Genomic DNA, 24,495 nt, shown 5'->3' with positions numbered 1-24,495 from the left:
TTTGATCGCCCCTAGATTGAACAAATTTCAATCCGCAAAGATCAACACGCCCTAGTTAAAAGCAGGTTAATTTAAGCAACTATTTGTATTAAATAGTTATATGTTCGTCAATTTGAACTATTTTGATGGAATATCATTGTATTTTTATGCGTGCTTTTGCTAAAGTGCGCGCGTCCTCATCCTGTAGGACATCCTGTTGATGATGCATCTGAAAAGGTGCAACAAATTGATAGCTTCTCCCCAGTTTGCTATACCGGCCTGCTTGTTTTAAGTAGGCCGTTTTTTCATCCCTTGTCTCTTTCTTATTTATTTCAGTTGGTATGCCTATACTGCAAATGGTAGTATCGAAAGCGCTATTATTCTCATTTAAATTTAAGGAGTGCGTTATGTTTAAAGCGTTAGCCGTTGTAGGTTTATCGTTATCTAGTCTTGTTTTGTCTAATGCCGCTCATGCTGATTGGCAGCTTGTTAATGATAAAAGCCAATTAAGTTTTGTTTCTATAAAAAAGGACGCCATTGCCGAGGCGCATCATTTTACTAACTTAGAAGGGAGACTGTCTGACAGCGGTGCTTTTAGCGTAAATATCGACTTAACCTCTGCAGAAACACTGATCCCTATTCGTAATGAACGTTTAACTCAATTTGTATTTGAAGCGTCAAAATACCCTCATGCAATTTTAACTGCGGATTTGAAAAAGCAATTAAGTGCTATTAAAAAGCCGGGCCAGCATGTATTAAAAGACCTTGATGCACAGCTTGATTTTCATGGTAATAAAAAACCATTAAAAATAAATGTACTTGTTAGTAGTGCAGAAAATGGTGATTTGAGCGTGTCGTCGTTTACGCCTGTGATTGTAAATAGCCAAGACTTTGGCGTGACCGAAGGCGTTAAAAAGCTACAGCAATTAGCAGGTTTACCAGCAGTTGCTACAGCTGTACCGGTTACTTTTGCGCTGACACTTAAAAAACAGTGATCTCGTTAACGGCGCTTAGTAAGCAATTAAGCGAGCCTAGTAAACCGTTTGATAGTTGGCAGCCTACCCAGTGTGGCGAACTGCCAATTATTATTAACGAGCAAGGGCAATGGTTTTACGATGGCAGCGAAATCATTCGCCCCGCTATGGTAAAGCTGTTTGCCAGCGTTTTATGCAAAGAAGGTAAGCAGTTTTACTTAAAAACACCCACAGAAAAAATAGCGATAGAAGCACAAGATGCGCCTTTCGTTATTGTAAGCTGGCATATAGAGAACACAGCGCAGGGGCAGGTTATGTGTTGTGTAGACAATTTAGCACGGCAATGGTTAGTCAGTGCTGAACAACCACTTTATATACAAAACTATAAAACTGTAGCGGTGCCTTATTTGCAATTGCCTTATGGCTGCAGTGCGCGGGTATCACGAAGTGTGTTTTATCAGTGGGCTGAAATAGCCAACGCTGATGAGCGTGGCTATTTTATAAAGTCTGCAGGTGAAAAGTTTTATCTCTCGTAGATGCTTATTTTTAAGCGTCTGAGTTATCTTCATCACTTGGCTGTGGTGCAACAGCCACGATTGGCCCTAAGTACCATTCATCTAGCTTTTTAGCGACTTCTGGTAAACCTGTCCCTTTAAGTGATGAAAATGCATGAACAGTAATATCACCGTCTAGTTCACTTAATTCGCGGCGAACTTGTAGTACTTGCGCTTTACGTGCCCCTTGTTTGAGCTTATCTGCTTTAGTTAAAAGTGCTAATACAGGGATGTCGCTGCTTATAGCCCAGTTAATTAAATCTTTGTCTAAATCTTTTAACGGGTGGCGGATGTCCATTAATACCACAATGCCTTTTAAGCTTTGACGTTTTTGAAGGTATTCACCTAACGACTTTTGCCACTTTTTTTTCATTTCTAGCGGTACTTTAGCAAAGCCATAACCAGGTAAGTCAATTAAGCGCATATCATCAACACCAGCTAATTCAAATGTATTAATTAACTGAGTACGGCCTGGTGTTTTACTGGTGCGTGCAAGTTTTTGATCGGTTAGCGCATTGAGCGCACTCGATTTACCAGCGTTAGAACGACCAGCAAACGCGACTTCAATTCCCGTATCAGCAGGTAATCTAGTGATGTCTGGCGCGCTTGTAACAAAAGACGCTGTGTTATATTTGATACGAGATTTGAGCACAGGCTCTCCTAAAAACGTAAAAGTGAATCTTATTGAGCTAAATATACTCAGGGCGCGTATTTTATACTATAAAGACGGTATTAAAAAGCGTATTTAAACACCTAAAAACGCGACAATTGGCACAATTAAAGCTGCTTAAAGGTTAATCTAAGTCAAAACCCCATAAATTATAAGCTTAATATGAGTAGAAAACGTGCCAGAGAATTTTTTATCGTGTAGAATACATGAATTACAACATCCATATTGTAGATGATACAGGGTCGGAAACAGAGAATTCACCATGAAAAAAATAGCACTATCTTTAACAATATTGCTTGGTGCGTTGTCAGCAAGCAACGCAACAGCATTTGATGGCGATGTAAACGCAGGTAAAGAAAAATCAGCAACGTGTGCGGCTTGTCACGGCCCAAACGGTAATGCACCGGTTAATATTTACCCTAAACTTGCAGGTCAGCATCCAGATTATCTCCTAAAACAACTTCAGGATTTAAAATTAGGTATGACTTCAGGTGGTAAAGAAGGCCGTATGGATCCTGTTATGAGCGCGATGGCGATGCCACTTAGCGAACAAGATATGAAAGATTTATCTGCTTATTTTTCTTCATTGAACATGACTGAGGGTGCAACGCCTAAAGACGTGGTTGAAGTAGGTCAAATGCTATATAAAGCAGGTGATGCTGAACGTGGTATTCCTGCATGTGCTGCATGTCATGGTCCGCGAGGTAATGGTTCGTCACTTGCTAAGTTTCCTAAAATTTCTTTTCAGCACCCAGAGTACATTAAGTCTCAGCTAGAAAAGTTCCGTGATGGTACACGTAACAACGACCATAACGGCATGATGCGAGACATTGCAAAGAAATTAACTGATAAAGACATTGAAGTACTTTCTCAGTATTTAGGTGGTTTACACTAAAGTCGTATTTATTTCGAGTTTTATAGTGTAATACTATATAACATGATCAAAAAGCAGCTCGCGCTGCTTTTTTTGTGCCCAAAATTTAACGATATCACCCTTTGGTTTGTAAGACATTTGCCATGGTTGTTTGTAAGAAATAACTTATTTTATTTTTTTATTAAGCTGTAATGTATTGAAATATATAGAAACTACTCTTTTTAATTACGTTCCCAATAAGAAAAATTATATAAATTAGTTGTAACAAAAATATTAATGAGTAAATTAACCACTGTCGCAAAACAACAATAACAACATGGATTATGCTAAAGGAAAATGGCGCGACACGACTGAATAGCACACTGAGGGTGCTACTAAAGGAAATAACAAGAAAGTGTCAGGATGACCGTAAATAATAAAATCTCAAGGAAGTTAAATAATAAAAACAAAAGGGAATCTAACAAGGAAGGTTAAAATAATAACAATACGGACTGATAATAATAAAAATAATAAAGACTAAAAAAGTCGAAGGGAGAAGTGTCCAGATAATGGCGCTCGGATTAGTAGGCGGTAGAGATGTTTTCTCTACCGCCTTTTTATTTGTCCTGTTACAATACTCACCGTTTAGCAAAAAGCTAATGCACTAATTCAATGAGCAACCCAAGCTCTAATGTGCAAATCGAATTCTTCTGGCTATGCCAGCACTGCGATGCTCATGTTATGTGCCTCGCTCAAAACCTCTTAAGTGAGATGATCAAGATATGAGTAGAAAGAAAAAATCACGCAAAATACCTTCAAACGGTCCCGTTCGTTTAAGCAAAGATAAGCTTAAAGAAATGCGTGCGTTAAAAGAGCAACGAGTTAAAAAGCCAAAAGGGGCAAAGCCTGGTTCGCGTAATGCGCCAGAGTTATTAGATAGCGATACTAAAAAAGCAAGTTCAGCACCAAAAGATAAGCGTGTAGGCAGTAAAAAAGCCGTACCTTTGGTGGCTCCTGCTGCGCAGCCGCAAGTAGAAATGAAGCGCAACTTAAAGCCAACGGTTGAGCTTAAAAAGGCCAAAGAGCCTGAGCTTACGCCAGAGCAAGAGCTTGAAGCGCTGGAAAACGATGAGCGTTTACTTAAGCTTGTTGAGCGCCACGAGCAAGGTGAAATGCTGACAGGGAAAGATGCTAAGTACTTTAATAGCCGTATCGCGCGTCATCAGGTGCTGTGTAAGCTACTTGGTATTGAAGATGAAGACGAGTTTGAAGATGAGTTTGAAGACGACTTTGAAACCGAAGGTAGCTCGGATTTTGATAAATACCTCTCTGATGATTTAGCCAATGAGTGGCTAGATGATGAAGACGAAAAATAGTAAGGACGTTACATGAGTACTGCAGTGATTGTAGCCTTGTTTGTAGGTGCTGTTATTATTGCTGGCTTGGCATTTTATGCAGGCCAGTTACTTTATAAGCTGAATGCGCAAAAAAAGTTAATTGCGCAAAAGCAAGCAGAGCAACAGCAAAAGCTTAAGCAGTCGCGCTTAAAGCGTAACGCTAAACTTGCAGATAGCATTCATTTAATCGCTCGTGCAATGGCTGAAAAGCAATGTGAGTACTCTGAAGGCTGCTTACGGATTTGGGTTTTGATGTCGCAATACGCGTTTGAAGATGAGCGAGATTTAACTCAAACGTACCCAGGTATTTATAAAATGTATGAAGTCGTTAAAGAAATGCCGACACACGATGCACGCAAAAAATACTCTAAAAAAGAGATTTTTAAGCAAGATACCGCACGTTGGCGAGCAGAAGAAAACTTTAGTGATGAAATTAAAGCCGATTGCGAAAAAATTATTGTGGAGTTTAAAGCTGCGCCGGGCAGCGAAAACGTTGTGTTTAATTAAACGCTATAGCAAATACAAAAAAGCAGACTTAGGTCTGCTTTTTTTATGCCTGCTTATCGACAGGTTTTTCCAACATAAAATGCTAGCGAATTGGCATATTACTCATTAAATGACACGTGAAAAACGAGTGTTACTTATTTGCTTTTGTAAGTGAGCATCAAAGCACATACATATAATACGAATAAATAGGTTTCCGCGCGGTGTTACGCGAATTATTTGCTCATCTATGTTGACCATGCCGTCGTCTATTAAAGGCTTTAATGCTCGCAGCGCATCTGTAAAATACTCCTCAAAGTGTATAGCGTGTTTTTTAGCAAAAGCCCGTGTATCCAATTCAAACTGGCAAATGAGTGACTTTATAACTTCAGCACGTATTTCATCATCGTGCGTAAGATGCATTCCTTTATGTATTGCGCAGCCGGTTTGTGTTTCAATTGCATGGTAATAATTTTTAAGTATTTTTTGGTTTTGCAAAATAGCCGTGCCGATTTGTGAAATAGACGAAACCCCCAAGCCTAATAAATCGCAATTACCATGGGTAGTGTAGCCTTGAAAATTACGATGCAACTGCCCTTTATTTTGTGCTATTGCAAGCTCATTATCTGCTTTAGCAAAATGATCCATACCTATAAACTGATATCCCGCAGATGTCATTTGTGCCAATGTGTTTTTAAACATTGTCAGCTTGTCGTGAGCACTCGGTAAATCAGCCTCTTTTATTTTACGTTGTGCTGCAAAGCGCTCAGGTAAATGCGCGTAATTAAATACAGAAACCCTATCTGGGCTTAAGGCAATTAATTGTGTGATTGTTTTTTCAAAACTTTGTGGCGTTTGCTTTGGTAGTCCATAAATCATATCTGCGTTTATTGATTTAAAGCCGAGCTCGCGAGAGTGTGTGATTAGAGCTTTAACTGTGTCTACGTGTTGCGTGCGGTTAACCGCTTGCTGCACTTCATCATTAAAATCTTGAATACCAAAAGAGACGCGATTAAAACCAAGTACCCGTAAGTGTATAAGCATGTTGTTAGCAAGAGTTCGCGGGTCTATTTCAATCCCTCGCTCAGTGTCGCGGGTAAAATTAAAATGTTGCTCGAGCAAATTAATTAAGCGCGTCATTTGCTGCTCGGTTAAAAAGGTGGGGGTGCCACCACCTAAATGCAGTTGCTCTACGGTGTAATGTTTAAATAGTGGCGCGTGCGCGGCAATCTCTTTTGCTAGATAGTCTAAATACACGTCAGCTTTAGACTGATGGCGGGTAATTATTTTGTTGCACCCGCAGTAATAGCAAAGTTCACTACAAAATGGGATGTGAATATACAAAGAAAGTGAGCGACATGATGATGATTTTATAGCGCTAACTAGGTCTTGCTGCTGATACCCCTGGCTTAAAGATAACGCGGTTGGGTAAGAGGTATAACGCGGCCCAGACACGTTATATTTGTTTATAAGAGTTTGATCCCATTTTGGAAGCTTTATCATCACGCGCACCTTATATATTAATGAGGCGGTGAGTATAAAAAGCTTTTAAGGAAGGGGCTTTGATCTACAACAAAAAAGGTGCCTAAGCACCTATTAAAAGAGTATTTTTTATCAATACGTTATGTTGTGGGCATCTTTTAGGTATTGAAACAGCTCTTTGTAACCTTTACCCGGTTTTTCGGCTTTAAGCTCTTTGGCGGCATTGCGAACCAATTGGCGCATTTTTTGGCGCTCAAGGGTAGGGTATTGCTCAATCGTTTCGTTGATTAACGCATCGCCTTGCTCAATCAAATCGCTACGTAATTGTTCAATTTTTTTGATCATAACCTCTGCTTGGTTATTTTTATTAAGCATTACATCAATAATTGCTTTAATTTCTTCAATATTTTCAACAGTGCGCAGCGTTTTAGCAATGTAATTTAAATGACGGCGGTAGGCATCGCTTTTATTGCTAATTTTATCGGCAACTACCATGGCTTCTTTTAGATCGTCATTGAGCGGTAAGCGTTCTCGTTGCTTTTTCCCCATTTTGGCAATCTCAGAACCTAGCTGATGAAGCTCTTGCGCGTCGCGCTTTAGTTCACTTTTTGATACGTAAATAATTTCTTCTTCAATTTCAGCAGGCTTGCTTTTTTTCTTCGCCATGGGGTGCTCTTAAGTAAAAATAACTTTTGCCATTATACGTGATTCTTTTAGTGATTAATATTAGCTGATGTGGTGCAGTGAGTGTGTTAGCATTTAAAGATAAGAAATGCGTGCAATATTGCCTTAAGGCTCAGGACTTAATTTATGAAAAGCCAACAACACGATCCAATTTACTCTCAAATCTCTCAAGTGAAAGATGCCGTAGCTGAAGTGCTCGAGCATGCTAAAAAATTGGGTGCTACTGCTGCAGAAGCCGCCATGTCGAGCACATCGGGCTTGTCGGTAAGTACACGCATGGGTGAAGTAGAAACTATAGAGTTTAACCAAGATGGTGGCTTAGGCATTAGCGTATACGTTGGGAATAATAAAGGCTCAGCATCAACCGCTGACTTAAACCCAAAAACACTACGCACTGTAGTCGAAAAAGCCATTGATATTGCTAAATTTACCTCAGATGACCCTTTTAATGGCATTGCCGATAAAGAATTACTTGAGTTTGCACCTAAAGATCTCGATTTATACCACCCGTGGGATGTAAGCCCTGAGCAAGGGATTGAACTGTGCCATGCCGCCGAGCAAGCCGCCTTAAATGCTGATGAGCGTATTGTAAATTCAGATGGTGCAAGTTTTTCATCGCACCAAGGTTTACGTGTATACGGTAATAGCCATGGTTTAATTGCTGGTTTTCCACGTACGCGCCATAGCATTAGTACTATGGTAATAGGCAAAGAAGGCGAGCACATGCAGCGCGACTCGGCGTACACTGTTGCCCGCGACCAAGCTGGTTTAAACGATGCCGCAGCAGTTGGCCTAGAAGCCGCCACCGAAACACTGGCTAAATTAAACAGCCAAAAGCTCGGTACTATGAAAGTGCCTGTTATTTTTAGAGCTGATATTGCCAACTCATTGTTTGGGCATTTGGTGTCGGCTATTGGTGGCGGGGCGCTTTATCGTAAATCGAGCTTTTTACTCGACAGCCTCGGTACCCAAGTATTTAGTAACAGTGTTAATATTGCTGAGCGTCCTCATATATTGAAAGGGTTAGCGTCGTCACCTTTTGATAGCGAAGGGGTAAAAACCATTGACCGTGAAATAATTCAAGGCGGTGAGCTGCAAACGTATTTATTAGCAAGTTATGCAGCGCGTAAATTAAATATGGCGCCAACAGGCCATGCGGGCGGTATTCATAACTGGTTAGTTGAGCAAACGCACCACGATTTAACCGCATTATTAAAAACCATGGGTACGGGCTTGTTAGTAACTGAGCTTATGGGCCAAGGGGTGAATACAGTGACCGGTGACTACTCGCGTGGGGCGGCTGGTTTTTGGGTAGAGAACGGCGAAATTCAGTATCCTGTTAGTGAAATTACCATTGCCGGAAACTTAAAAGACATGTTCAAAGGTATTAGTGCAATTGGTGGTGATATTGAGCGCAGAGGTGGTATTCAAACTGGTTCAGTACTTATAGAGCAAATGCAAATAGCAGGCGCATAATAAAGCGCTCATTTAAGCTAAGCATTTAAATGTTTGGCTTAAATGCTTTATTTAACTTTATGAGGTGTTAAATGGCTAAAGATAGATACGCACCAAAACCCTTAACCGACATTATGGCAGGCTTAAATAACCGGCTCTCGGCCTATGCAGGTAAAAGCCACGCACTTGAAAAGCAGCAAGCACTGCTCAAAGAATTTGTAGGTCCAAAGCTCGGTGAAAAATGCCGTGTGAGTAATTACCGTGATGGCACGCTGATGATTGAAGCTGTATCGGCAGCAATTGCCCTTAAACTTAATTATTTAAAAATGGATATGCAGTCGCACTTTAGAGCGGCAGGCATGGCAGAGCTTGGACAAATTAAAATTGTTGCTAACCCTCAAGCAACAGCGCGCTTAAGCCCTACAACAGATAAACCCAGCCCCGCAGGTAAAGTACCTAGCAATTCAAGAAAAATGAGCCAGCAAACGTCAGATTACCTTAATGCCATTGCAGCCTCTGCGCCTCCTTCATTAAAAGAAAAGCTAGAGCGCCTTGCTCGCCATGGTAAAAAATAGCTCCTTTTAGCGTAATCACTGTCGTTGATAGGGCTATTTTGTTGTCTCGTCTCATACAAAATACTTTGTTACATATTCTATTTTAATGTTTCTTTAATGGGGTTTATCATACAAATTCGGCGTGTTGTTTTAACCGCCTAAATATTAATTTCATTAAATGAAAGTATCACAGCGCCCATTTTATTTTTCTCTGCGGTGCAATTGTTTAATGAAATAGATATTTTATTCTTTACTAACAAACGGAATAACTATGAAAAAAGTAACTATAACCGCTGCAAGTATCGCACTTGCACTGGGCCTAGTAGGTTGCGGTGAAAAACAACAAGAAACGCAAGCGGCCGATACTGTTGCTGTAACAGCACCTGCAGAAAAAACACTTGAGCTAGGTGTAGAGCTTGCCAATATGGATAAGTCGGTACGTGCGCAAGATGACTTTTATTATCACGTAAATGGCCGGTGGCTTGAAAAAACAGAAATCCCTGGTGATAAGTCTAACTATGGTTCGTTTACACAGCTGTATGATGAATCACAAAAAGCAATGAAAACAGCGCTTGAAAACGCAGCTAATAATAGCAGTGCTAAAAAAGGCAGCGACGAGTACAAAATTGGCGCGTTTTATAAAAGCTACATGGATAAAGACACACGTGATGAGTTAGGCATTACACCTTTACAACCTTCACTTAATACCATTGATAGTCTAGATTCAAAAGCTGATCTTGCGCCTTTAATGGCTAAAATTCAGCAGCAAGGTGCTAGCTTACCATTTGGCTGGTTTGTAAATAACGATGCTAAAAATTCAAGTGAATACGCACTTTACTTATCGCAATCTGGGCTTGGCTTACCTGATCGTGACTATTACTTAAAAGATGATGAAAAATTTACTAAAATTCGCGCATCTTACGAGCAGTACATAACCAACATTTTAGCTAAATCAGGCGTTGAAAATGCCGCCGATGCCGCTAAAAATGTAATCGCATTTGAAAGCGCTCTAGCGAATGCTCAGTGGAGCCGTGTACAAAGCCGTGATGCTACTAAATCATATAATAAAATGAGCGTAGCGGAAGCAAATAAGCTTACCGGTGATTTTGATTTAGCTGCGTTTTTCAAAAGCGCAGGAGTAGATACCGCAGAGATTATTGTACGTCAGCCAAGCTACTTAGAAGGGTTTGCTGATGTGTACAAAGAAACCGATTTAGCAACGTGGAAAAACTACTTAAAATTTCATTTTGTAAGTGGTTATGCACAGTTACTTAGCACTGACTTGGTTGATCTTAAATTTGATTTTTACAGCACCACTTTGCGCGGCGTAAAAGAGCAAGCGCCACTTTGGAAAAAAGCGGTTGATGCGTCTAACAGCGTACTGGGTGAAATTTTAGGTAAAGTATACGTTAAAGATAACTTCCCGCCTGAAGCAAAAGCGCGTATGGAAGAATTGGTAGATAACGTTATTAAAGGTTACGGCGTTGCTATTGAAAACCTTGAGTGGATGAGCCCAGAAACCAAGCTGGCAGCCCAAGAAAAGCTAAACAAATTTACCCCTAAAATTGGTTACCCAGATAAATGGAAAGACTACTCTGAGCTTACAATTAGCCCTGATGAATTAGTGGGTAACTACATACGTTACAGCCAGTGGGCTTACAGCGATATGATTGCTAAATTAGGCAAACCAGTCGATCGTTCAGAATGGCACATGACGCCACAAACCGTTAATGCCTACTACAACCCAGTAAATAACGAAATTGTATTCCCAGCTGCTATTTTACAGCCACCGTTTTTTAATTTAGACGCCGATGACGCTGTAAACTACGGTGCAATTGGCGCAGTAATTGGGCATGAGCTAGGCCATGGTTTTGACGACCAAGGTGCTAAATACGACGGTGACGGTAACTTACGTAACTGGTGGAGTGAGTCTGACCTTAAACAGTTTGAAGAGCGTACCGGCGCGTTAGTGGCGCAATACAATGAATATAAACCGTTTGAAGATGCAGGTGTAAACGGCGAGCTTACGCTTGGCGAAAACATTGGCGACCTAGGTGGTTTAACGGTGGCTTATAAAGCGTATCAATTATCGCTAGGCGATAACAAAGCGCCTGTAATTGACGGTTACACTGGCGATCAGCGTTTCTTCATGGGGTGGTCACAAATTTGGCGTCGTAAGTACCGAGATGAAGAATTACGTAACCGCTTAATGACAGACCCACATTCACCAAGCCACTACCGTGTGATCGGTATTTTGTCGAATATGCCAGAGTTTTACGACGCGTTTGACGTAAAAGAAGGCGACAAAATGTATATCAAACCAGAAGATCGTGTAAAAATTTGGTAATTGATATTTATTTTAGTTAGCTTAACCAAAATTTAGGTTAGTTAATAAAAAACCAGCAAGTGTTTAGCTTGCTGGTTTTTTTATAGCAATAACATTGCTGCTATTGCATTAGGGTTTTATGCATCCAGCTTTCATTACTTAAAATGTTTTTATACAAAGCAAGTTGGTTTTGCGTACGCTCTAAATTATGTTCTGCATGGGCGGTTTTAAAGTACACGTCGTTATTTAAGTAATCAGTTAAAAACCGCACACTAAGCATTAGTGGCATAACTTTAGCGCCAAGCATCAAACTTGCTTGCTCTTTGTTGCTAATGGCTGATTGAAGAGGAGCAAGGTAGCCTTTAACAAGCGCTGTAAATACCTCTTTGCGAATAACCACTTTATCAAGATTAGTCGAGTCTTCTGCCTCAGCACAGCAAAATGTGCGAACCATGTCGCCAAAGTCATACAATAAAAAGCCGGCCATACAGGTATCTAAGTCGATAACCGCTCTTGCTTTATATGTATTGCTGCAAAACAGCATATTATTTATTTTAGTATCGTTGTGGCATACGCGGGTGGGCAAATCAGCCGTTACCTCAGCAAGTTCTTTGACTAAATATTGTTGTGCAATACAATAATCTATGTCGTTTTTGCACTGCTGTAGCCTGCTTTTATCAGCCGTGCTAATAGCTGTATTTAGCTGCTTAAAACGCATAGCTAAGTTATGAAAATCAGTAATAACAGGGTAGAGGCTTGATGCGTTAAAATCGAGCAAAGCACATGTAAATGTACCAAAGGCAAAAGCTGCTTGTTCTGCGTGTTTAGGCTCTTTAACTACATCTTCACTCACACTTTGGTTAATAAAGTTAAGCACGCGATAGTAGGTGTTGTTAAGTGTAATAAGGTATTCACCTTGCTTGGTGCTTATATGCTTAACAATATCGAGTGGGTATGTATTTGCTTGCTGTTTAGCGCTTAGATGGTGCTCAATTAGTTTGGCGTTATTAACCAGTTGTGCTGGGTTTTTAAATACATGGGTATTGAGCTTTTGAACAATAAATTGCTGCGCAGCATTAGTGAGCAGCCACGTGGTGTTTATATGTCCAGAGCCAATCGCTTTGACATTAGTGAGCACAGGGTTTAATTCTAATAGCTCACTTAAGTTATTTTGTATTGCTGTATTCATGATGCTTTACGCGTAACGCGTTTGTATTTTTTCAATAATCTCGGCGTTAGCAGCAGGGAACTCGTAGTTACTGAGCTCATTAATAGCGACCCATTCACTGGGTTGCCCTTCGGCGCCATGTGCTTCACCGTTAAAGTTGCTCACAACGTGAATATTAAGTTTTACACATTTATCGCCATAGTCATGCTCAATCACCATCAGTTGGCTAGAGCTGTGAATGGTAATGCCAACTTCTTCATTTAGCTCACGCTTGAGTGCAGCAAATACGCTCTCGCCAGCTTCTACTTTACCTCCTGGGAATTCCCACAAGCCACCTTGATGTTGCTCATCGGCGCGCTTGCAGATAAAGATGGCGTTATTTTTTTTTATTACGCCTACCGCTACATTTACAATTTTTGTTGTCATGTTTTTCTCCATAAAAAAAGCGACGCTAGCGTCGCTTTTTAATTACATACAATGCGTCGTTACTTTAATTTACCACAACATTGTTTAAATTTTTGTCCTGAGCCACACGGGCACGGATCGTTACGGCCAACTTTAGGCGCTGTTCTTGCCATTACAGTTGCGCTTTGAGGTGCTTCACCGCCTACATGTTCTGCTTCTTCGTGTTGGTACTCGCGAGGCGCATTTTCACTTTTACGGTGTTGCTCTTCTACTTTTTCAACATCTTCTTCGGCACGAACTTGCACTTTACTTAAAATGCCCACTACATCAACTTTTAAGTTTTCAAGCATTTCGGTGAATAGCTCAAACGACTCGCGCTTGTATTCTTGCTTAGGATTCTTTTGTGCATAGCCACGTAAGTGAATACCTTGGCGTAAATGATCCATTGCAGCAAGATGATCTTTCCAGTGTTGATCAAGACTTTGTAGCATAATCGCTTTTTCAAACTGACGCAGTACAGAGTCGCCCACTTGCTCTTCTTTTTGCTTGTAAGCTTGTTCAACCGCTTGCTCAATACGCTCACGAAGTTTTTCTTCGTATAGTTTATTGTCATCAGCTAACCACTGTGTGATTGGCAGCTCAATTAAAAAGTCTTGTTTTAAACGCTCTTCAAGCCCTGGCACATCCCACATTTCAGCAAGGCTTTGTGGTGCGATGTACTGGTCAATTACGCCATTGAGTACATCTGCGCGAATAGCCGTGATTGTTTCTGAAATATCGCCTTCTTCAAGCAACTCATTACGCTGGGCGTAAACAACACGACGTTGATCGTTTGCTACATCATCGTACTCAAGTAATTGCTTACGAACATCAAAGTTACGCGCTTCTACTTTACGCTGAGCGTTTTCAATTGCACGGTTAACCCATGGGTGCTCAATGGCTTCGCCGCGTTGCATGCCTAATTTACGCATCATGTTGGTCATGCGCTCGCCGGCAAAAATACGCATTAATGCATCATCCATCGATAAGTAAAAACGGCTAGAGCCGGCATCACCCTGACGACCCGCACGACCACGTAATTGGTTATCTATACGGCGCGATTCATGACGTTCAGTACCAATAATATGTAAACCGCCAGCATCAATTACTGCATCGTGGCGAACTTGCCAAGCAGCTTTAATGTCAGCAATTTGCTCATCTGTTGGATTTTCTAGTTTTTCAACTTCGCTGTTCCAGTTACCCCCAAGCACAATATCGGTACCACGACCGGCCATGTTAGTTGCAATCGTCACAGTACCAGGCAAACCTGCATCCGATACAATGTCAGCTTCTTGCGCGTGGAATTTAGCATTAAGTACGTTGTGCTTAATTTTTTCTTTGCGTAAAAACTGTGATAAATACTCAGAGCTTTCGATCGAAATAGTACCTACAAGCACAGGTTGTCCGCGCTCTTGGCAATCTTTAATATCGGCTAAAATAGCTTCGTATTTTTCTTCTTGAGTTAGGTAAACTAAATCGGCACGATCATCACGGATCATCGGCTTATTAGTTGGCATAACAACCGTATCTAGGCCGTAAATAGACTGAAATTCGAATGCTTCAGTATCGGCTGTACCTGTCATACCGGCTAAGGTTTCGTATAAACGGAAGTAATTTTGGAAAGTAATTGAAGCCAATGTTTGGTTTTCGTTTTGAATTTTTACACCTTCTTTCGCTTCAACAGCTTGGTGTAAACCCTCAGACCAACGACGACCTTCCATTGAGCGCCCTGTGTGCTCATCGATAATGATGACTTCGTTTTCTTTAACAACGTAATCAACATCTTTTTGATAAAGCTTATGGGCACGCAGTGCGGCATACACGTGGCTCAGTAGGGTAATGCTACCGGCTGAGTATAGTGAGTCGCCTTCTTCAATTAAGCCACGCTCAGTAAGTAAGTCTTCTACTTTAACTTGCCCGCGCTCAGTTAAATGAACTTGCTTAGACTTTTCATCGATTGTGAAGTCGCCATCGCCCTCAACGCCTTCTTCATCTTCTTTTTCTTGCAGCTCTAAAAGCGGCACAATTTTATTGATTTCGATGTATAGCTCAGAGCTATCCTCGGCAGGACCTGAGATAATAAGTGGAGTACGTGCTTCATCGATTAGGATTGAATCCACCTCATCCACAACAGCATAAAACAGTGGGCGCTGAACACGTTCATCAATGCTAAATGCCATGTTATCACGTAGGTAGTCAAAGCCAAACTCGTTATTGGTACCGTAGGTAATATCGGCATTGTAAGCTTGCTTTTTCTGTTGTGGCATCATGCCTGGTACGTTACAGCCTACAGTTAGGCCTAAGAACTCAAATAACTCACGGTTTGTTTCAGCATCACGTTTAGCAAGGTAGTCGTTCACGGTAATTACGTGCACGCCTTTGCCAGTTAAGCCATTTAGGTAGGCTGGAAGCGTGGCTGTTAGTGTTTTACCTTCACCGGTACGCATTTCTGCAATACGGCCTTGATGTAAAACCATACCGCCTAATAGCTGCACGTCAAAGTGACGCATGCCATTTACACGCTTTGACGCTTCACGTACCACAGCAAATGCTTCTGGTAGAATGTCATCAAGGCTTTGTCCGTTATCGTAACGTTCTCTAAACTCAGCTGTTTTAGCTCTTAAATCTTCATCAGAAAGCGCTTCTAATTGCGTTTCTAGCGCGTTAATTAGCGCGACCGTCTTTCTTAGGTTTTTAATAGTGCGGTCATTGCGACTACCAAAAATCTTGGTAAATAAATTAGATATCATGATAAAACCGTTACAATGTATTCTTTGCTAACCGAGTGTCGGTTAACCCATTTTTTACAATTGGTAATTAATATGTACTTTTACATAACCTGTAGAACATATTAATTAGCAATTTAGTACTAAAGAGCCTCAAAGGTACTGTTTAATACGTGTGCTACTATACCAGACTCTGCCAAACAACAAACTATCTCAACAAAAAGATGTGTATTTAAAACAGAAAAATTTGATCTGATGCGTAAAAACTAGTTTTATTACGCTAAAAAATAGCAGTAAGTTGTGAAGATATGGTGTTAAAAAATTTAAAAACAAGAGTATCGGTGGGTAAGTTTTATACTTAGTTACCCACCTAAATCTGCGGCGTATTTAAAGCTTAAACTGATTAACCGTTTTGTTTAAGGCGATAGCAAGGTCACTTAAGTCGCGCGCTTCATCTGCTAAAATATGAGCGTGATCAGCGGTGCTATTTACTAAGCCATTTATCGCAGCAAGGCTAGTATTAATATCCTCAGCCACAACCGTTTGTTGCTCAGTTGAGGTGGCAATTTGATGGCTTTGATCTTGTACTTTAGTTACCGACTGGCCAATGTTTTGCAATGAGCTAAGTACTTCTTTGGTTTGCGATACTGAGCCCTCAGTTTGCTCTTGCCCTTGTAGCATCATGACCGACGCTTGCTGAGCAATTTGTTGTAAGCGAGAAATCATATTGCGAATATCGTCAGTTGATTCTTGCGTACGGCTTGCAAGAGAGCGTACTTCATCTGCAACTACCGCAAAACCACGGCCATGCTCACCGGCGCGCGCAGCCTCAATAGCGGCATTAAGCGCCAGTAAGTTGGTTTGATCGGCAATGGAATTAATTACATCCACTAACGCACCAATATTATTACTTTCTTGCTCAAGTCCTGCGACCACTTTTGATGCTTCACCTATGTGCAGCGCAAGCTCGGTCATTACACGTTGTGCTTGCGTGGAGCGATCAGCTCCTTCGGCTGTGATAGCTTGTACTTCTTCGGCGGCGCTGTTGGTATGTTGTGCATTGCGCGATATTTCAAGCACGGTGCTGGCCATTTCGGTCACGGCGGCACTAACGCTGTCTACTTGTTGTTTTTCTTGCTGTATTTCGGTGTTGGTTTGCGCTGACACGTTTTTAAGCTGCGCTGCGGCATTGGTCAATTGCTCTGCTTGTGCAGCTGTTTCTAACATCATGGCGCGTAGCTTATCAATGAATGTATTCATGTGATTGGCAAGCTGGCCAACTTCATCCTGACTATTAATATTAATCTTTTGGGTTAAATCACCTTCGCCTGAGGCAATATCACGCATAATATTCGTTAAGGTGGTAATTGGCTGCGAGATCATCTGTGTTGCCCATAATATCATTGCCAAAATGATCACTAAAATAATCACTACAGCAGTGGTGGTTGTGGTAACAGCCTCATTAACAGGCGCTTCAATCATACTCGTAGGGATTAGTATACCTACATACCAATCAAGATAAGGTTGTTCTAGTTGTAAGCGGTGGTACACCACATAAAACTCTTCACCTTTTAAGGTTACCAACTGGCTACCTTCAAGGTTGTTACGCATTTGTGCGTTAAGCTCTACAAAACCAGAAGTATTACTAAACTGGCTTTCAAGGCCATCTAGCCCTTCCTTTCCTTTTGGGCCTTCATCGGTGTTAGATAACTTATGGCCAGTGGCATTTGAAAAGTGTACAACCTTTTGATTGCCATCGAGTAAAAAGCCGTAGCCTTGGCCGTTAAAGCGGATACCCTCGACCATGTCGTTAATTTTATTAAGCTGTAAATCAACGCCCCCCATACCAATAAGCTTACGCTGTGCGTTGTAGACTGGTTGTTGTACAACTGCCGAGGCAACGCCTGTGGTTAAATCAACTGAGATAGGGCCTACGTAAAGTTTATTAATTTGCAGCGCTTCTTGCCACCAACCACGTTTATAAGCGTAGTAGGGCTGGCCGTTGTAATGGCTGGTGCGCTCGTTTTCTTTAAAGTATTCACCGGTGGTTGCTGAGGCAAAAAACGCCGACAGAACGTTTTCGTCATTTGAACTTATGCGGATAAAGTCTTGATTAACTTCGTTGTAGCCGGGGGCGTTTTTAATTGGCTGATCGCGCACATCCCAGTCTTCAAAAAAGTTAACTAAATGCGGGTTATTTACAAACGTAGAAACCAACTTGCCATACTTTGCAAAGTAGCTTTGCATTGAAAGTTGTTCGCTTTGTAGGTAGCTTTGCGCTTCGCGCTCGATGTTTACTCTAGAAAGGTTAGCGATGTGATTTACAAAAAATGTTGAAGCAATAATTAGCAAAATGGTGATGGTGCCACCAATCAATAATAATATTTTCTTCCGTAATGATAAATTATTTAGCATAAGTGCACGTATTATTGTTTTTTAATAGGTTATATCTAACCATATCTTACTTTAAATCGCTATGAAGTTAGATAAAAAGCACTAATTATGCGTTTAAAATGAAGGGTTATGCAAAAATGAAAACAAAAGCTAATAAATTAGTAGTACTAGGTGCGGGCTGGTTGGGGCACGCTTTGTGCCTACAAGCTCAACAGGCAGGGTGGCAGGTGCAAGGTACGCATAGAAGTGATGAGCATACCGAAGACTTTCAACGTCAATTTGTACTCAATAATGAAAAACTAATACATCAAATAGATTTACTCGGTGCTTACTGGGTGTGTGCAATCCCCCCACGAAGCAGACACAGTGAAAGTGACTACCCAGAAACACTAAGTGCAGCCCTTACGCTTGCTAAACAATTAAATGCTAAAGGCTTTATTTTATGCTCATCGACCGGTGTGTACGACCAAGAGCCAGGTGTTTACACTGAAAGCAGTGAAATAAGTTGTACCAGTGAGCGCCAAATAAAACTGTACGATAGCGAAGAAAAGGTGCTTGCGCAAAATGGTAAAGTACTGCGTTTAGCCGGGTTATTAGGGCCTAATCGCGAGCCGGGGCGCTTTGTGGCTGGTAAAGAATTAAATACATCGAGTCAGCAGGTGGTTAATATGGTGCATCAACAAGATGTGATAAACGCTATTTTTGCAGTAATAGAAAACTTTGATTCGGGGCAAAATATATATAACGTAGTGAATCCATCACATCCTACTAAAGCGAATTATTATGCACAAAAGTGTGCAGAGCGTGGTGGCGAAATGCCAACCTTTACCAGTAATGAAAGTGCTGAGCGCAAAGTGCTTGGCTCAGCAATTGAGGCATTAGGTTTTAGCTATCAGCATGGGATTTAATTGGCTGATGGCAATGGACTGTTTTCTATAAAGCTGTTTAGCTTCCCTTTTGTTAAAAGCTGTGTTGCAGCGTCTATGTCTGGGGAAAAAAAACGGTCTTTATCATAGTAGTGCACATGCTCGCGCAGTAGGGCCTTGGCCTTTTCTACTTGACTGGAGGCTTTGAGTGGGGCTCTAAATTCAAGCCCTTGCGCAGCAGCCAGCCATTCAATCGCTAACACTCCACGAGTATTATTGGCCATTTCGTTTAAGCGCCTTGCTGCAAATGTGGCCATAGAAACATGGTCTTCTTGATTTGCTGATGTTGGTAGGCTGTCTACCGAAGCGGGGTGTGCAAGCGATTTGTTCTCGGAAGCGAGCGCAGCGGCTGTAACTTGGGCAATCATAAAGCCTGAATTAACGCCGCCGTTTTCAACTAAAAATGGTGGCAGTGTAGAGAGGTTTGAATCAATAAGTAATGCGATTCTTCGCTCTGCCAGTGCGCCTATTTCGGCGATTGCAACAGCTAAGTTATCCGCTGCCATGGCAACAGGCTCTGCATGAAAGTTGCCACCGGAGATAATATCGCCTACATCGGCAAATACCAGCGGGTTATCAGTCACGCCGTTAGATTCACACAGCAGAACCTCTGCGGCGTGACGAATTTGTGTTAAACATGCGCCGAGTACTTGCGGTTGGCAGCGCAAACAGTAAGGGTCTTGTACTTTTTCGCAGTTTGCATGAGATTGGCTGATCTGTGATTGAGCGCCCAGAAGCTGTCTGAATATTTTAGCAGTATCAATTTGACCTTGCTGACCTCGTATTTCGTGAATGCGTACATCAAAGGGGGCGCGACTGCCCATGGCGGCCTCTATGCTTATGGAGCCAATAATACAGCTTTGTGCATATAAATCTTCAGCTTTAAAAAGTCCCTGTAGGGCAAATGCGGTAGAGGCTTGTGTGCCGTTTAATAGTGCCAGCCCTTCTTTAGCACCTAAGGTGAGGGGAGAAAGATTAGCTATTTTTAACCCCTGTGCTGCGCTTATCACTTCGCCGTTGTGGCGCATCTTGCCTTCACCTAGCAGCGGCAGGCACATATGAGCAAGGGGGGCTAAATCGCCTGAAGCGCCCACAGAGCCTTTTTGTGGTACGCATGGATACACTTCACTGCGCAGTAGCTTAATAAAAAATTCGATGACCTCCAAACGTATTCCAGAATAACCTCGCGACAGAGAGTTTACTTTTAAGGCCATCATTAATCTAACTGTGCTGTCGTCCATCAGCTCACCAGTCCCTGCTGCATGCGAAAGAACTATACTGCGCTGCAGTAGCTCAAGCTCGTCATCTGCTATTTTTGTATTGGCTAATAAGCCAAAGCCGGTATTTATACCGTACACCGTTTGGCGTTTATGTATTACGTTTTGAACGGTTTGTGCACTGGCCGCTATCTGTGCCTCGGCGCTATTTTCTAAATATAAATTAACAGCTGAGTCATTAATTTTTCTTAGGGTGTTTAAGTTTAATTGCCCTGGTGTGAGAGTGTGTGAAATCATGACTATTCCTTGTTTAGCATAGGGAGATCTAAGTGGTGCTCTTGCGCGCAATTTTTTGCAATGTCGTAACCTGCATCGGCATGGCGCATAACGCCTGTGGCCGGATCGTTCCAAAGTACGCGAGCTATGCGCTGCGCGGCTTGTTCACTGCCATCTGCAACAATAACCACGCCTGCGTGCTGACTAAAACCCATACCAACGCCACCGCCATGATGCAGCGACACCCACGTTGCGCCACCTGCGGTGTTTAATAAAGCATTCAGTAACGGCCAATCAGATACGGCATCTGAGCCATCTTGCATACTTTCTGTCTCGCGGTTGGGGCTAGCTACCGAACCTGAATCAAGATGATCACGACCAATAACAACGGGGGCTTTAAGCTCGCCATTTTTAACCATGTCGTTAAAGGCAAGGGCAAGGCGTGCTCTGTCTTTTAAACCGACCCAGCATATACGTGCGGGTAAGCCCTGAAATTGAATGCGCTCACGTGCCATATCAAGCCAGTTATGTAAGTGAGTATCCTCTGGGATAAGTGCTTTGACTTTTGCATCGGTTTTATAAATGTCTTCGGGGTCACCCGAAAGCGCAACCCATCTAAATGGGCCAATTCCTTCACAAAATAACGGGCGGATATAAGCAGGTACGAAGCCAGGAAAATCAAACGCGTTAGTAACGCCTTCTTCAAATGCCATTTGGCGAATGTTATTGCCATAATCAGTCGTGGCAGCACCGGCTTTTTGCAGTGCTAGCATAGCGTTAACTTGCACTGCCATAGATTGCTTCGCGGCTTTAACAACCGCGTGTGGGTTTTGTTTACGCATTTTTGCCGCATGTTGCATGTTCCAACCTTGAGGTAGGTAGCCGTTGAGTGGGTCGTGCGCTGAGGTTTGGTCGGTCACTATATCAGGGATAATATTGCTGTTTGCTAGGGTAGTAAAAATATCGGCGGCATTACCTAATAGACCTACCGATAGGGCCTTACCTTTAATACACGCATCGGTAACTAGCTCAAGTGCGTGCTCAAGTGTAGTAGCTTTAACATCAACGTAGCCAGTTTTAATTCGAAAATCGATACGGGTTTCGTCGCATTCCACAACAAGTGCGCTAAAACCGGCCATCGTCGCGGCGAGTGGTTGAGCACCTCCCATACCGCCAAGACCTGCGGTTAAAACCCATTTACCTTTTGCATTACCGATAAAGTGTTGTTTTGCCATTGCTACAAAGGTTTCGTAAGTGCCTTGCACTATGCCTTGTGAGCCAATGTAAATCCAAGAGCCCGCGGTCATTTGCCCATACATCATTAAGCCTTTTTTATCGAGCTCATTAAAGTGCTCCCAATTTGCCCAATGCGGTACCAGGTTAGAATTAGCAATGAGAACTCGCGGCGCATTTTCGTGGGTTTTAAATACGCCCACAGGCTTGCCCGATTGCACAAGCAGTGTTTCGTCATTTTCGAGCCTATCAAGGGTTTCAATTATTTTATCAAAGCTTGCCCAGTCCCTTGCTGCTCGGCCAATACCGCCATAGACTACTAACGCATGAGGATGCTCTGCCACTTCAGGGTCTAAATTATTCATTAGCATGCGTTTAGCGGCTTCAGTTTGCCAGCTTTGAGCGCTAATTTTATCGCCATGGGGCGCGCGGATCTCACGGTGTGTATCAAGGCGGTTATTCATGTGTTCCTCCTGTTGTATATACAAGACGCTCAGCTACAAAAAAACGCTTATGAGCGTGACGTTTTTATTATTTTTTAAATGTTAAGTGCCCACCTAGTCGGTATTTACTGCCTGGCGAGACTAAGCGTGCAAAGCTTACTATCCCCTTTGTAGACCAAGTACGACGAATAACTTGCAAGCAGGGCTCCTCGTTATAGAGGTTTAGCCATTGGCACATTTGCGAGTTGGGCATAACCGCTTCAACAGTGTGGCGTGCTTGTGTGAGTGGCGCTACGCTCGATAAGTACTCATGCGGGGTGAGTGCGCTAAAGTCTTGTTGTAAATAACCCGCGGCTAAAGCTGGGTTTACAAATCGCTCTTCAACTTGCAGTGGTTTGTCGTTCTCGTTATGTACCAGCACACTGCGATACACCACGCTGTCTACCTCTACGCCAAGCGCAATGGCGATGGGGGCAACTGCATTGATAGATTCAAGCACGTGCACATTACAGCTGTAGTGCCCGTTACGCTCTTTTACTTCATCGGCGATGTTTCTAATTTCAAGTAGTGACGACTGCGATTTAAAACTTGCCACAAACGTACCTAGTCCCTGGCTGCGCGTTAAAATACCGGCATCTGTTAATTCGCTCAGTGCACGTCGTGCGGTCATACGGCTTACAGAAAATTGACTGCTAAGCTCGTTTTCTGAGGGAACACGTTGGTTTTCTTGCCATGCGCCATTTTTTATTTTATCGACAATAAATTGTTTTATTTGTGCAAATTTAGGAGTAGTCATTACTTATTATTAGCTGTACTTAAAATAAACTATTTAATAAAGATGGCATAATTATCTTGTATATACAAGGTGTATTGTTAGACTGTATTTTAAGCACATTAGGGAGCTAAGTATGCAAGATAAAACAACAGGTTATGTCTTAGAAGATCTCGACTTATTATTAACAGATGCCAACATAGCAACCATGGATAGCACAATTGACGCGCCTTATGGGACGATAAAAAATGCAGCTATGGCAATTAAAAGCGGTGAAATTGTATGGTTAGGTGAGCAATCGACTTTACCCAGTTTTGATGTATTTGCTACCCCTACATTAAGTATTAAGGGGCAATGGTTGACACCAGGGCTGATAGATTGCCATACACATTTAATATTTGCAGGCTCTCGAGCAGAAGAATTTGAGCAGCGCTTACAAGGTGTCAGCTATGAACAAATAGCTGCACAAGGTGGCGGTATAGCCAGTACGGTAAAAGCGACTCGCGCTGCAAGCCACGAGCAGTTATTTGTTGATGCCAAAGACCGGTTAAACACTTTACTTGCTGAAGGCGTAACGACCGCCGAGATAAAGTCAGGGTATGGGCTCGACATTGATAATGAAATAAAAATGCTAGAGGTGGCGCGTTTACTTAATGAACATCACCCCATCGATATTAAAACAACATTTTTAGGCGCGCATGCGTTACCCCCTGAGTACAAAGGCCGTGCAGATGAATACATTGATTTAGTATGCACACATATGCTTGAGCAGGTAGTGGCTAATAACCTTGCAGATGCTGTAGATGTATTTTGTGAAAATGTAGGCTTTAGCCTTGCACAAACAAAACAAGTATTTGATGCTGCAGCAAAACATAACTTGCCGGTAAAATGCCATGCCGAGCAGCTTTCTAATCAAAAAGGCGCACAGCTGGTGGCTGAGTATAAAGGCCTTTCGGCTGATCATATTGAGCATCTTGACGAGAGCGGCGTTATAGCTATGGCTGAGGCTGGTACTGTGGCTGTTTTATTACCAGGGGCCTTTTATTTTTTGCGCGAAACGCGGCTTCCTCCCATCGATTTACTGCAAAAATACAAAGTGCCTATCGCCATAGCCAGTGATTTTAATCCGGGCACCTCACCGTTATGCTCTGTGCAATTAATGATGAATATGGCATGCACTTTATTTAGGCTGACGCCAGAGCAAGCTTTGGCTGGCGTTACATGCCATGCGGCAAAGGCGCTTGGCTTAAACGATCGCGGTGTACTAAAGGTTGGATCAAGGGCTGATATTGCCCATTGGCAAATAAATCACCCCTCGCAATTAAGTTACCAATTTGGCGTAAATAAACTGTTAAATCTATGGATTTTGGGTAGAATTAATTAGATTGTATTATTTTTACCCAAATCAAACATGTGTTTATTAAATTTTATAGCTAACGGAGTGGCATAGACTTGAGTATTTTGGCTGATAGTAACTTTCCTGTT

At 42.1% G+C, this 24,495-nt stretch carries 20 protein-coding genes; 10 read left to right on the top strand and 10 right to left on the bottom strand.

Translation table 11 applies throughout. The features are described 5' to 3' along the window. The first annotated feature begins 386 nt into the window (after positions 1-386). Both AABI99_RS01030 and AABI99_RS01025 read left to right on the top strand, forming a co-directional pair. Positions 387-974 carry a YceI family protein gene (locus AABI99_RS01030; RefSeq protein ID WP_338362710.1) on the top strand — a complete coding sequence of 196 codons (588 nt, stop codon included), beginning with the start codon at positions 387-389 and terminating at the stop codon, positions 972-974. Then, a complete protein-coding gene (locus AABI99_RS01025) occupies positions 971-1,489 on the top strand; it encodes a DUF1285 domain-containing protein (protein WP_338362709.1) in 519 nt (172 codons plus the stop codon). The genes AABI99_RS01030 and AABI99_RS01025 overlap by 4 nt, the downstream gene beginning before the upstream one ends. Before the next feature lie 10 nt (positions 1,490-1,499). On the opposite strand, the gene yihA is transcribed toward AABI99_RS01025, so the two are convergent. Beyond that, positions 1,500-2,159 (bottom strand): ribosome biogenesis GTP-binding protein YihA/YsxC, encoded by a 660-nt coding sequence (gene yihA, locus AABI99_RS01020; RefSeq protein ID WP_338362708.1) that lies wholly within the window; start codon positions 2,157-2,159, stop codon positions 1,500-1,502. 280 nt (positions 2,160-2,439) lie between these two features. On the opposite strand from yihA, the gene AABI99_RS01015 reads away from it, so the two are divergent. From AABI99_RS01015 to AABI99_RS01005, 3 genes are all read left to right on the top strand, one after another. After that, a complete protein-coding gene (locus tag AABI99_RS01015; RefSeq protein ID WP_338362707.1) occupies positions 2,440-3,072 on the top strand; it encodes a c-type cytochrome in 633 nt (210 codons plus the stop codon). Between the two features lie 740 nt (positions 3,073-3,812). Then, on the top strand, positions 3,813-4,406 hold the full coding sequence (gene yihI / locus AABI99_RS01010) for a Der GTPase-activating protein YihI (RefSeq protein ID WP_338362706.1): 594 nt from the start codon (positions 3,813-3,815) through the stop codon (positions 4,404-4,406). Between the two features lie 12 nt (positions 4,407-4,418). Next, entirely contained in the window at positions 4,419-4,934 is a 516-nt protein-coding gene (locus AABI99_RS01005; RefSeq protein WP_338362705.1) for a DUF2489 domain-containing protein, read from the top strand. Positions 4,935-5,039: 105 nt separating this feature from the next. Here the strand turns inward: AABI99_RS01005 and hemN are convergent, their stop codons facing one another. Together hemN and yjgA are read right to left on the bottom strand one after the other, a co-directional pair. Next, positions 5,040-6,413, bottom strand: coding sequence for an oxygen-independent coproporphyrinogen III oxidase (gene hemN / locus AABI99_RS01000; RefSeq protein ID WP_338362704.1), 1,374 nt, complete (start codon positions 6,411-6,413; stop codon positions 5,040-5,042). Positions 6,414-6,524: 111 nt separating this feature from the next. Beyond that, positions 6,525-7,058, bottom strand: a complete 534-nt coding sequence (gene yjgA / locus AABI99_RS00995) for a ribosome biogenesis factor YjgA (protein WP_338362703.1) — start codon at positions 7,056-7,058, stop codon at positions 6,525-6,527. A gap of 144 nt (positions 7,059-7,202) precedes the next feature. On the opposite strand from yjgA, the gene pmbA reads away from it, so the two are divergent. The 3 genes from pmbA to AABI99_RS00980 all read left to right on the top strand — a co-directional run bounded on the left by pmbA (position 7,203) and on the right by AABI99_RS00980 (position 11,432). Then, complete coding sequence (pmbA, locus tag AABI99_RS00990; RefSeq protein ID WP_338362702.1) at positions 7,203-8,552, top strand: metalloprotease PmbA; 1,350 nt, start codon at positions 7,203-7,205, stop codon at positions 8,550-8,552. 71 nt (positions 8,553-8,623) lie between these two features. Then, the gene (locus AABI99_RS00985; protein WP_338362701.1) at positions 8,624-9,106 is read left to right on the top strand and encodes a DUF721 domain-containing protein; all 483 of its coding nucleotides are present in this window, start codon (positions 8,624-8,626) and stop codon (positions 9,104-9,106) included. Between the two features lie 250 nt (positions 9,107-9,356). Beyond that, entirely contained in the window at positions 9,357-11,432 is a 2,076-nt protein-coding gene (locus tag AABI99_RS00980; RefSeq protein ID WP_338362700.1) for a M13-type metalloendopeptidase, read from the top strand. 100 nt (positions 11,433-11,532) lie between these two features. Here the strand turns inward: AABI99_RS00980 and AABI99_RS00975 are convergent, their stop codons facing one another. The 4 genes from AABI99_RS00975 to AABI99_RS00960 all read right to left on the bottom strand — a co-directional run bounded on the left by AABI99_RS00975 (position 11,533) and on the right by AABI99_RS00960 (position 18,164). Next, positions 11,533-12,600 (bottom strand): phosphotransferase, encoded by a 1,068-nt coding sequence (locus tag AABI99_RS00975; RefSeq protein ID WP_338362699.1) that lies wholly within the window; start codon positions 12,598-12,600, stop codon positions 11,533-11,535. Positions 12,601-12,606: 6 nt separating this feature from the next. Further along, positions 12,607-13,005, bottom strand: coding sequence for an 8-oxo-dGTP diphosphatase MutT (gene mutT, locus AABI99_RS00970; RefSeq protein WP_338362698.1), 399 nt, complete (start codon positions 13,003-13,005; stop codon positions 12,607-12,609). Positions 13,006-13,064: 59 nt separating this feature from the next. Next, positions 13,065-15,773 (bottom strand): preprotein translocase subunit SecA, encoded by a 2,709-nt coding sequence (gene secA, locus AABI99_RS00965; RefSeq protein WP_338362697.1) that lies wholly within the window; start codon positions 15,771-15,773, stop codon positions 13,065-13,067. A gap of 363 nt (positions 15,774-16,136) precedes the next feature. Continuing rightward, positions 16,137-18,164 (bottom strand): methyl-accepting chemotaxis protein, encoded by a 2,028-nt coding sequence (locus AABI99_RS00960; protein WP_338362696.1) that lies wholly within the window; start codon positions 18,162-18,164, stop codon positions 16,137-16,139. A gap of 116 nt (positions 18,165-18,280) precedes the next feature. Here AABI99_RS00960 and AABI99_RS00955 point away from each other — a divergent pair, with 116 nt between their 5' ends. Further along, entirely contained in the window at positions 18,281-19,051 is a 771-nt protein-coding gene (locus AABI99_RS00955; RefSeq protein ID WP_338362695.1) for an NADP-binding protein, read from the top strand. On the opposite strand, the gene hutH is transcribed toward AABI99_RS00955, so the two are convergent. The 3 genes from hutH to hutC all read right to left on the bottom strand — a co-directional run bounded on the left by hutH (position 19,048) and on the right by hutC (position 23,034). Beyond that, on the bottom strand, positions 19,048-20,583 hold the full coding sequence (gene hutH, locus AABI99_RS00950; RefSeq protein WP_338362694.1) for a histidine ammonia-lyase: 1,536 nt from the start codon (positions 20,581-20,583) through the stop codon (positions 19,048-19,050). The two genes, AABI99_RS00955 and hutH, sit on opposite strands and share 4 nt — an antisense overlap. Before the next feature lie 2 nt (positions 20,584-20,585). Continuing rightward, positions 20,586-22,259 (bottom strand): urocanate hydratase, encoded by a 1,674-nt coding sequence (hutU, locus tag AABI99_RS00945; protein ID WP_338362693.1) that lies wholly within the window; start codon positions 22,257-22,259, stop codon positions 20,586-20,588. A 67-nt stretch (positions 22,260-22,326) separates the two neighbouring features. Beyond that, positions 22,327-23,034, bottom strand: coding sequence for a histidine utilization repressor (hutC, locus tag AABI99_RS00940; protein ID WP_338362692.1), 708 nt, complete (start codon positions 23,032-23,034; stop codon positions 22,327-22,329). A 112-nt stretch (positions 23,035-23,146) separates the two neighbouring features. On the opposite strand from hutC, the gene hutI reads away from it, so the two are divergent. Next, positions 23,147-24,394, top strand: coding sequence for an imidazolonepropionase (gene hutI / locus AABI99_RS00935; RefSeq protein ID WP_338362691.1), 1,248 nt, complete (start codon positions 23,147-23,149; stop codon positions 24,392-24,394). The last annotated feature ends 101 nt before the right edge of the window (positions 24,395-24,495 follow it).

The sequence above is a fragment of the uncultured Pseudoalteromonas sp. genome (assembly GCF_963922945.1).
Classification (GTDB): Bacteria; Pseudomonadota; Gammaproteobacteria; order Enterobacterales; family Alteromonadaceae; genus Pseudoalteromonas.
This window is presented reverse-complemented; position numbering and strand designations above follow the sequence as displayed.

Bases quoted from the DNA above. Each gene is read 5' to 3' on its own strand.
- AABI99_RS01030 (WP_338362710.1), top strand. From the start codon at position 387: ATGTTTAAAGCGTTAGCCGTTGTAGGTTTATCGTTATCTAGTCTTGTT.
- AABI99_RS01015 (WP_338362707.1), top strand. From the start codon at position 2,440: ATGAAAAAAATAGCACTATCTTTAACAATATTGCTTGGTGCGTTGTCA.
- yihI (WP_338362706.1), top strand. From the start codon at position 3,813: ATGAGTAGAAAGAAAAAATCACGCAAAATACCTTCAAACGGTCCCGTT.
- AABI99_RS01005 (WP_338362705.1), top strand. From the start codon at position 4,419: ATGAGTACTGCAGTGATTGTAGCCTTGTTTGTAGGTGCTGTTATTATT.
- hemN (WP_338362704.1), bottom strand. From the start codon at position 6,413: ATGATAAAGCTTCCAAAATGGGATCAAACTCTTATAAACAAATATAAC.
- yjgA (WP_338362703.1), bottom strand. From the start codon at position 7,058: ATGGCGAAGAAAAAAAGCAAGCCTGCTGAAATTGAAGAAGAAATTATT.
- pmbA (WP_338362702.1), top strand. From the start codon at position 7,203: ATGAAAAGCCAACAACACGATCCAATTTACTCTCAAATCTCTCAAGTG.
- AABI99_RS00985 (WP_338362701.1), top strand. From the start codon at position 8,624: ATGGCTAAAGATAGATACGCACCAAAACCCTTAACCGACATTATGGCA.
- AABI99_RS00980 (WP_338362700.1), top strand. From the start codon at position 9,357: ATGAAAAAAGTAACTATAACCGCTGCAAGTATCGCACTTGCACTGGGC.
- AABI99_RS00975 (WP_338362699.1), bottom strand. From the start codon at position 12,600: ATGAATACAGCAATACAAAATAACTTAAGTGAGCTATTAGAATTAAAC.
- mutT (WP_338362698.1), bottom strand. From the start codon at position 13,005: ATGACAACAAAAATTGTAAATGTAGCGGTAGGCGTAATAAAAAAAAAT.
- secA (WP_338362697.1), bottom strand. From the start codon at position 15,773: ATGATATCTAATTTATTTACCAAGATTTTTGGTAGTCGCAATGACCGC.
- AABI99_RS00960 (WP_338362696.1), bottom strand. From the start codon at position 18,164: ATGCTAAATAATTTATCATTACGGAAGAAAATATTATTATTGATTGGT.
- AABI99_RS00955 (WP_338362695.1), top strand. From the start codon at position 18,281: ATGAAAACAAAAGCTAATAAATTAGTAGTACTAGGTGCGGGCTGGTTG.
- hutH (WP_338362694.1), bottom strand. From the start codon at position 20,583: ATGATTTCACACACTCTCACACCAGGGCAATTAAACTTAAACACCCTA.
- hutU (WP_338362693.1), bottom strand. From the start codon at position 22,259: ATGAATAACCGCCTTGATACACACCGTGAGATCCGCGCGCCCCATGGC.
- hutC (WP_338362692.1), bottom strand. From the start codon at position 23,034: ATGACTACTCCTAAATTTGCACAAATAAAACAATTTATTGTCGATAAA.
- hutI (WP_338362691.1), top strand. From the start codon at position 23,147: ATGCAAGATAAAACAACAGGTTATGTCTTAGAAGATCTCGACTTATTA.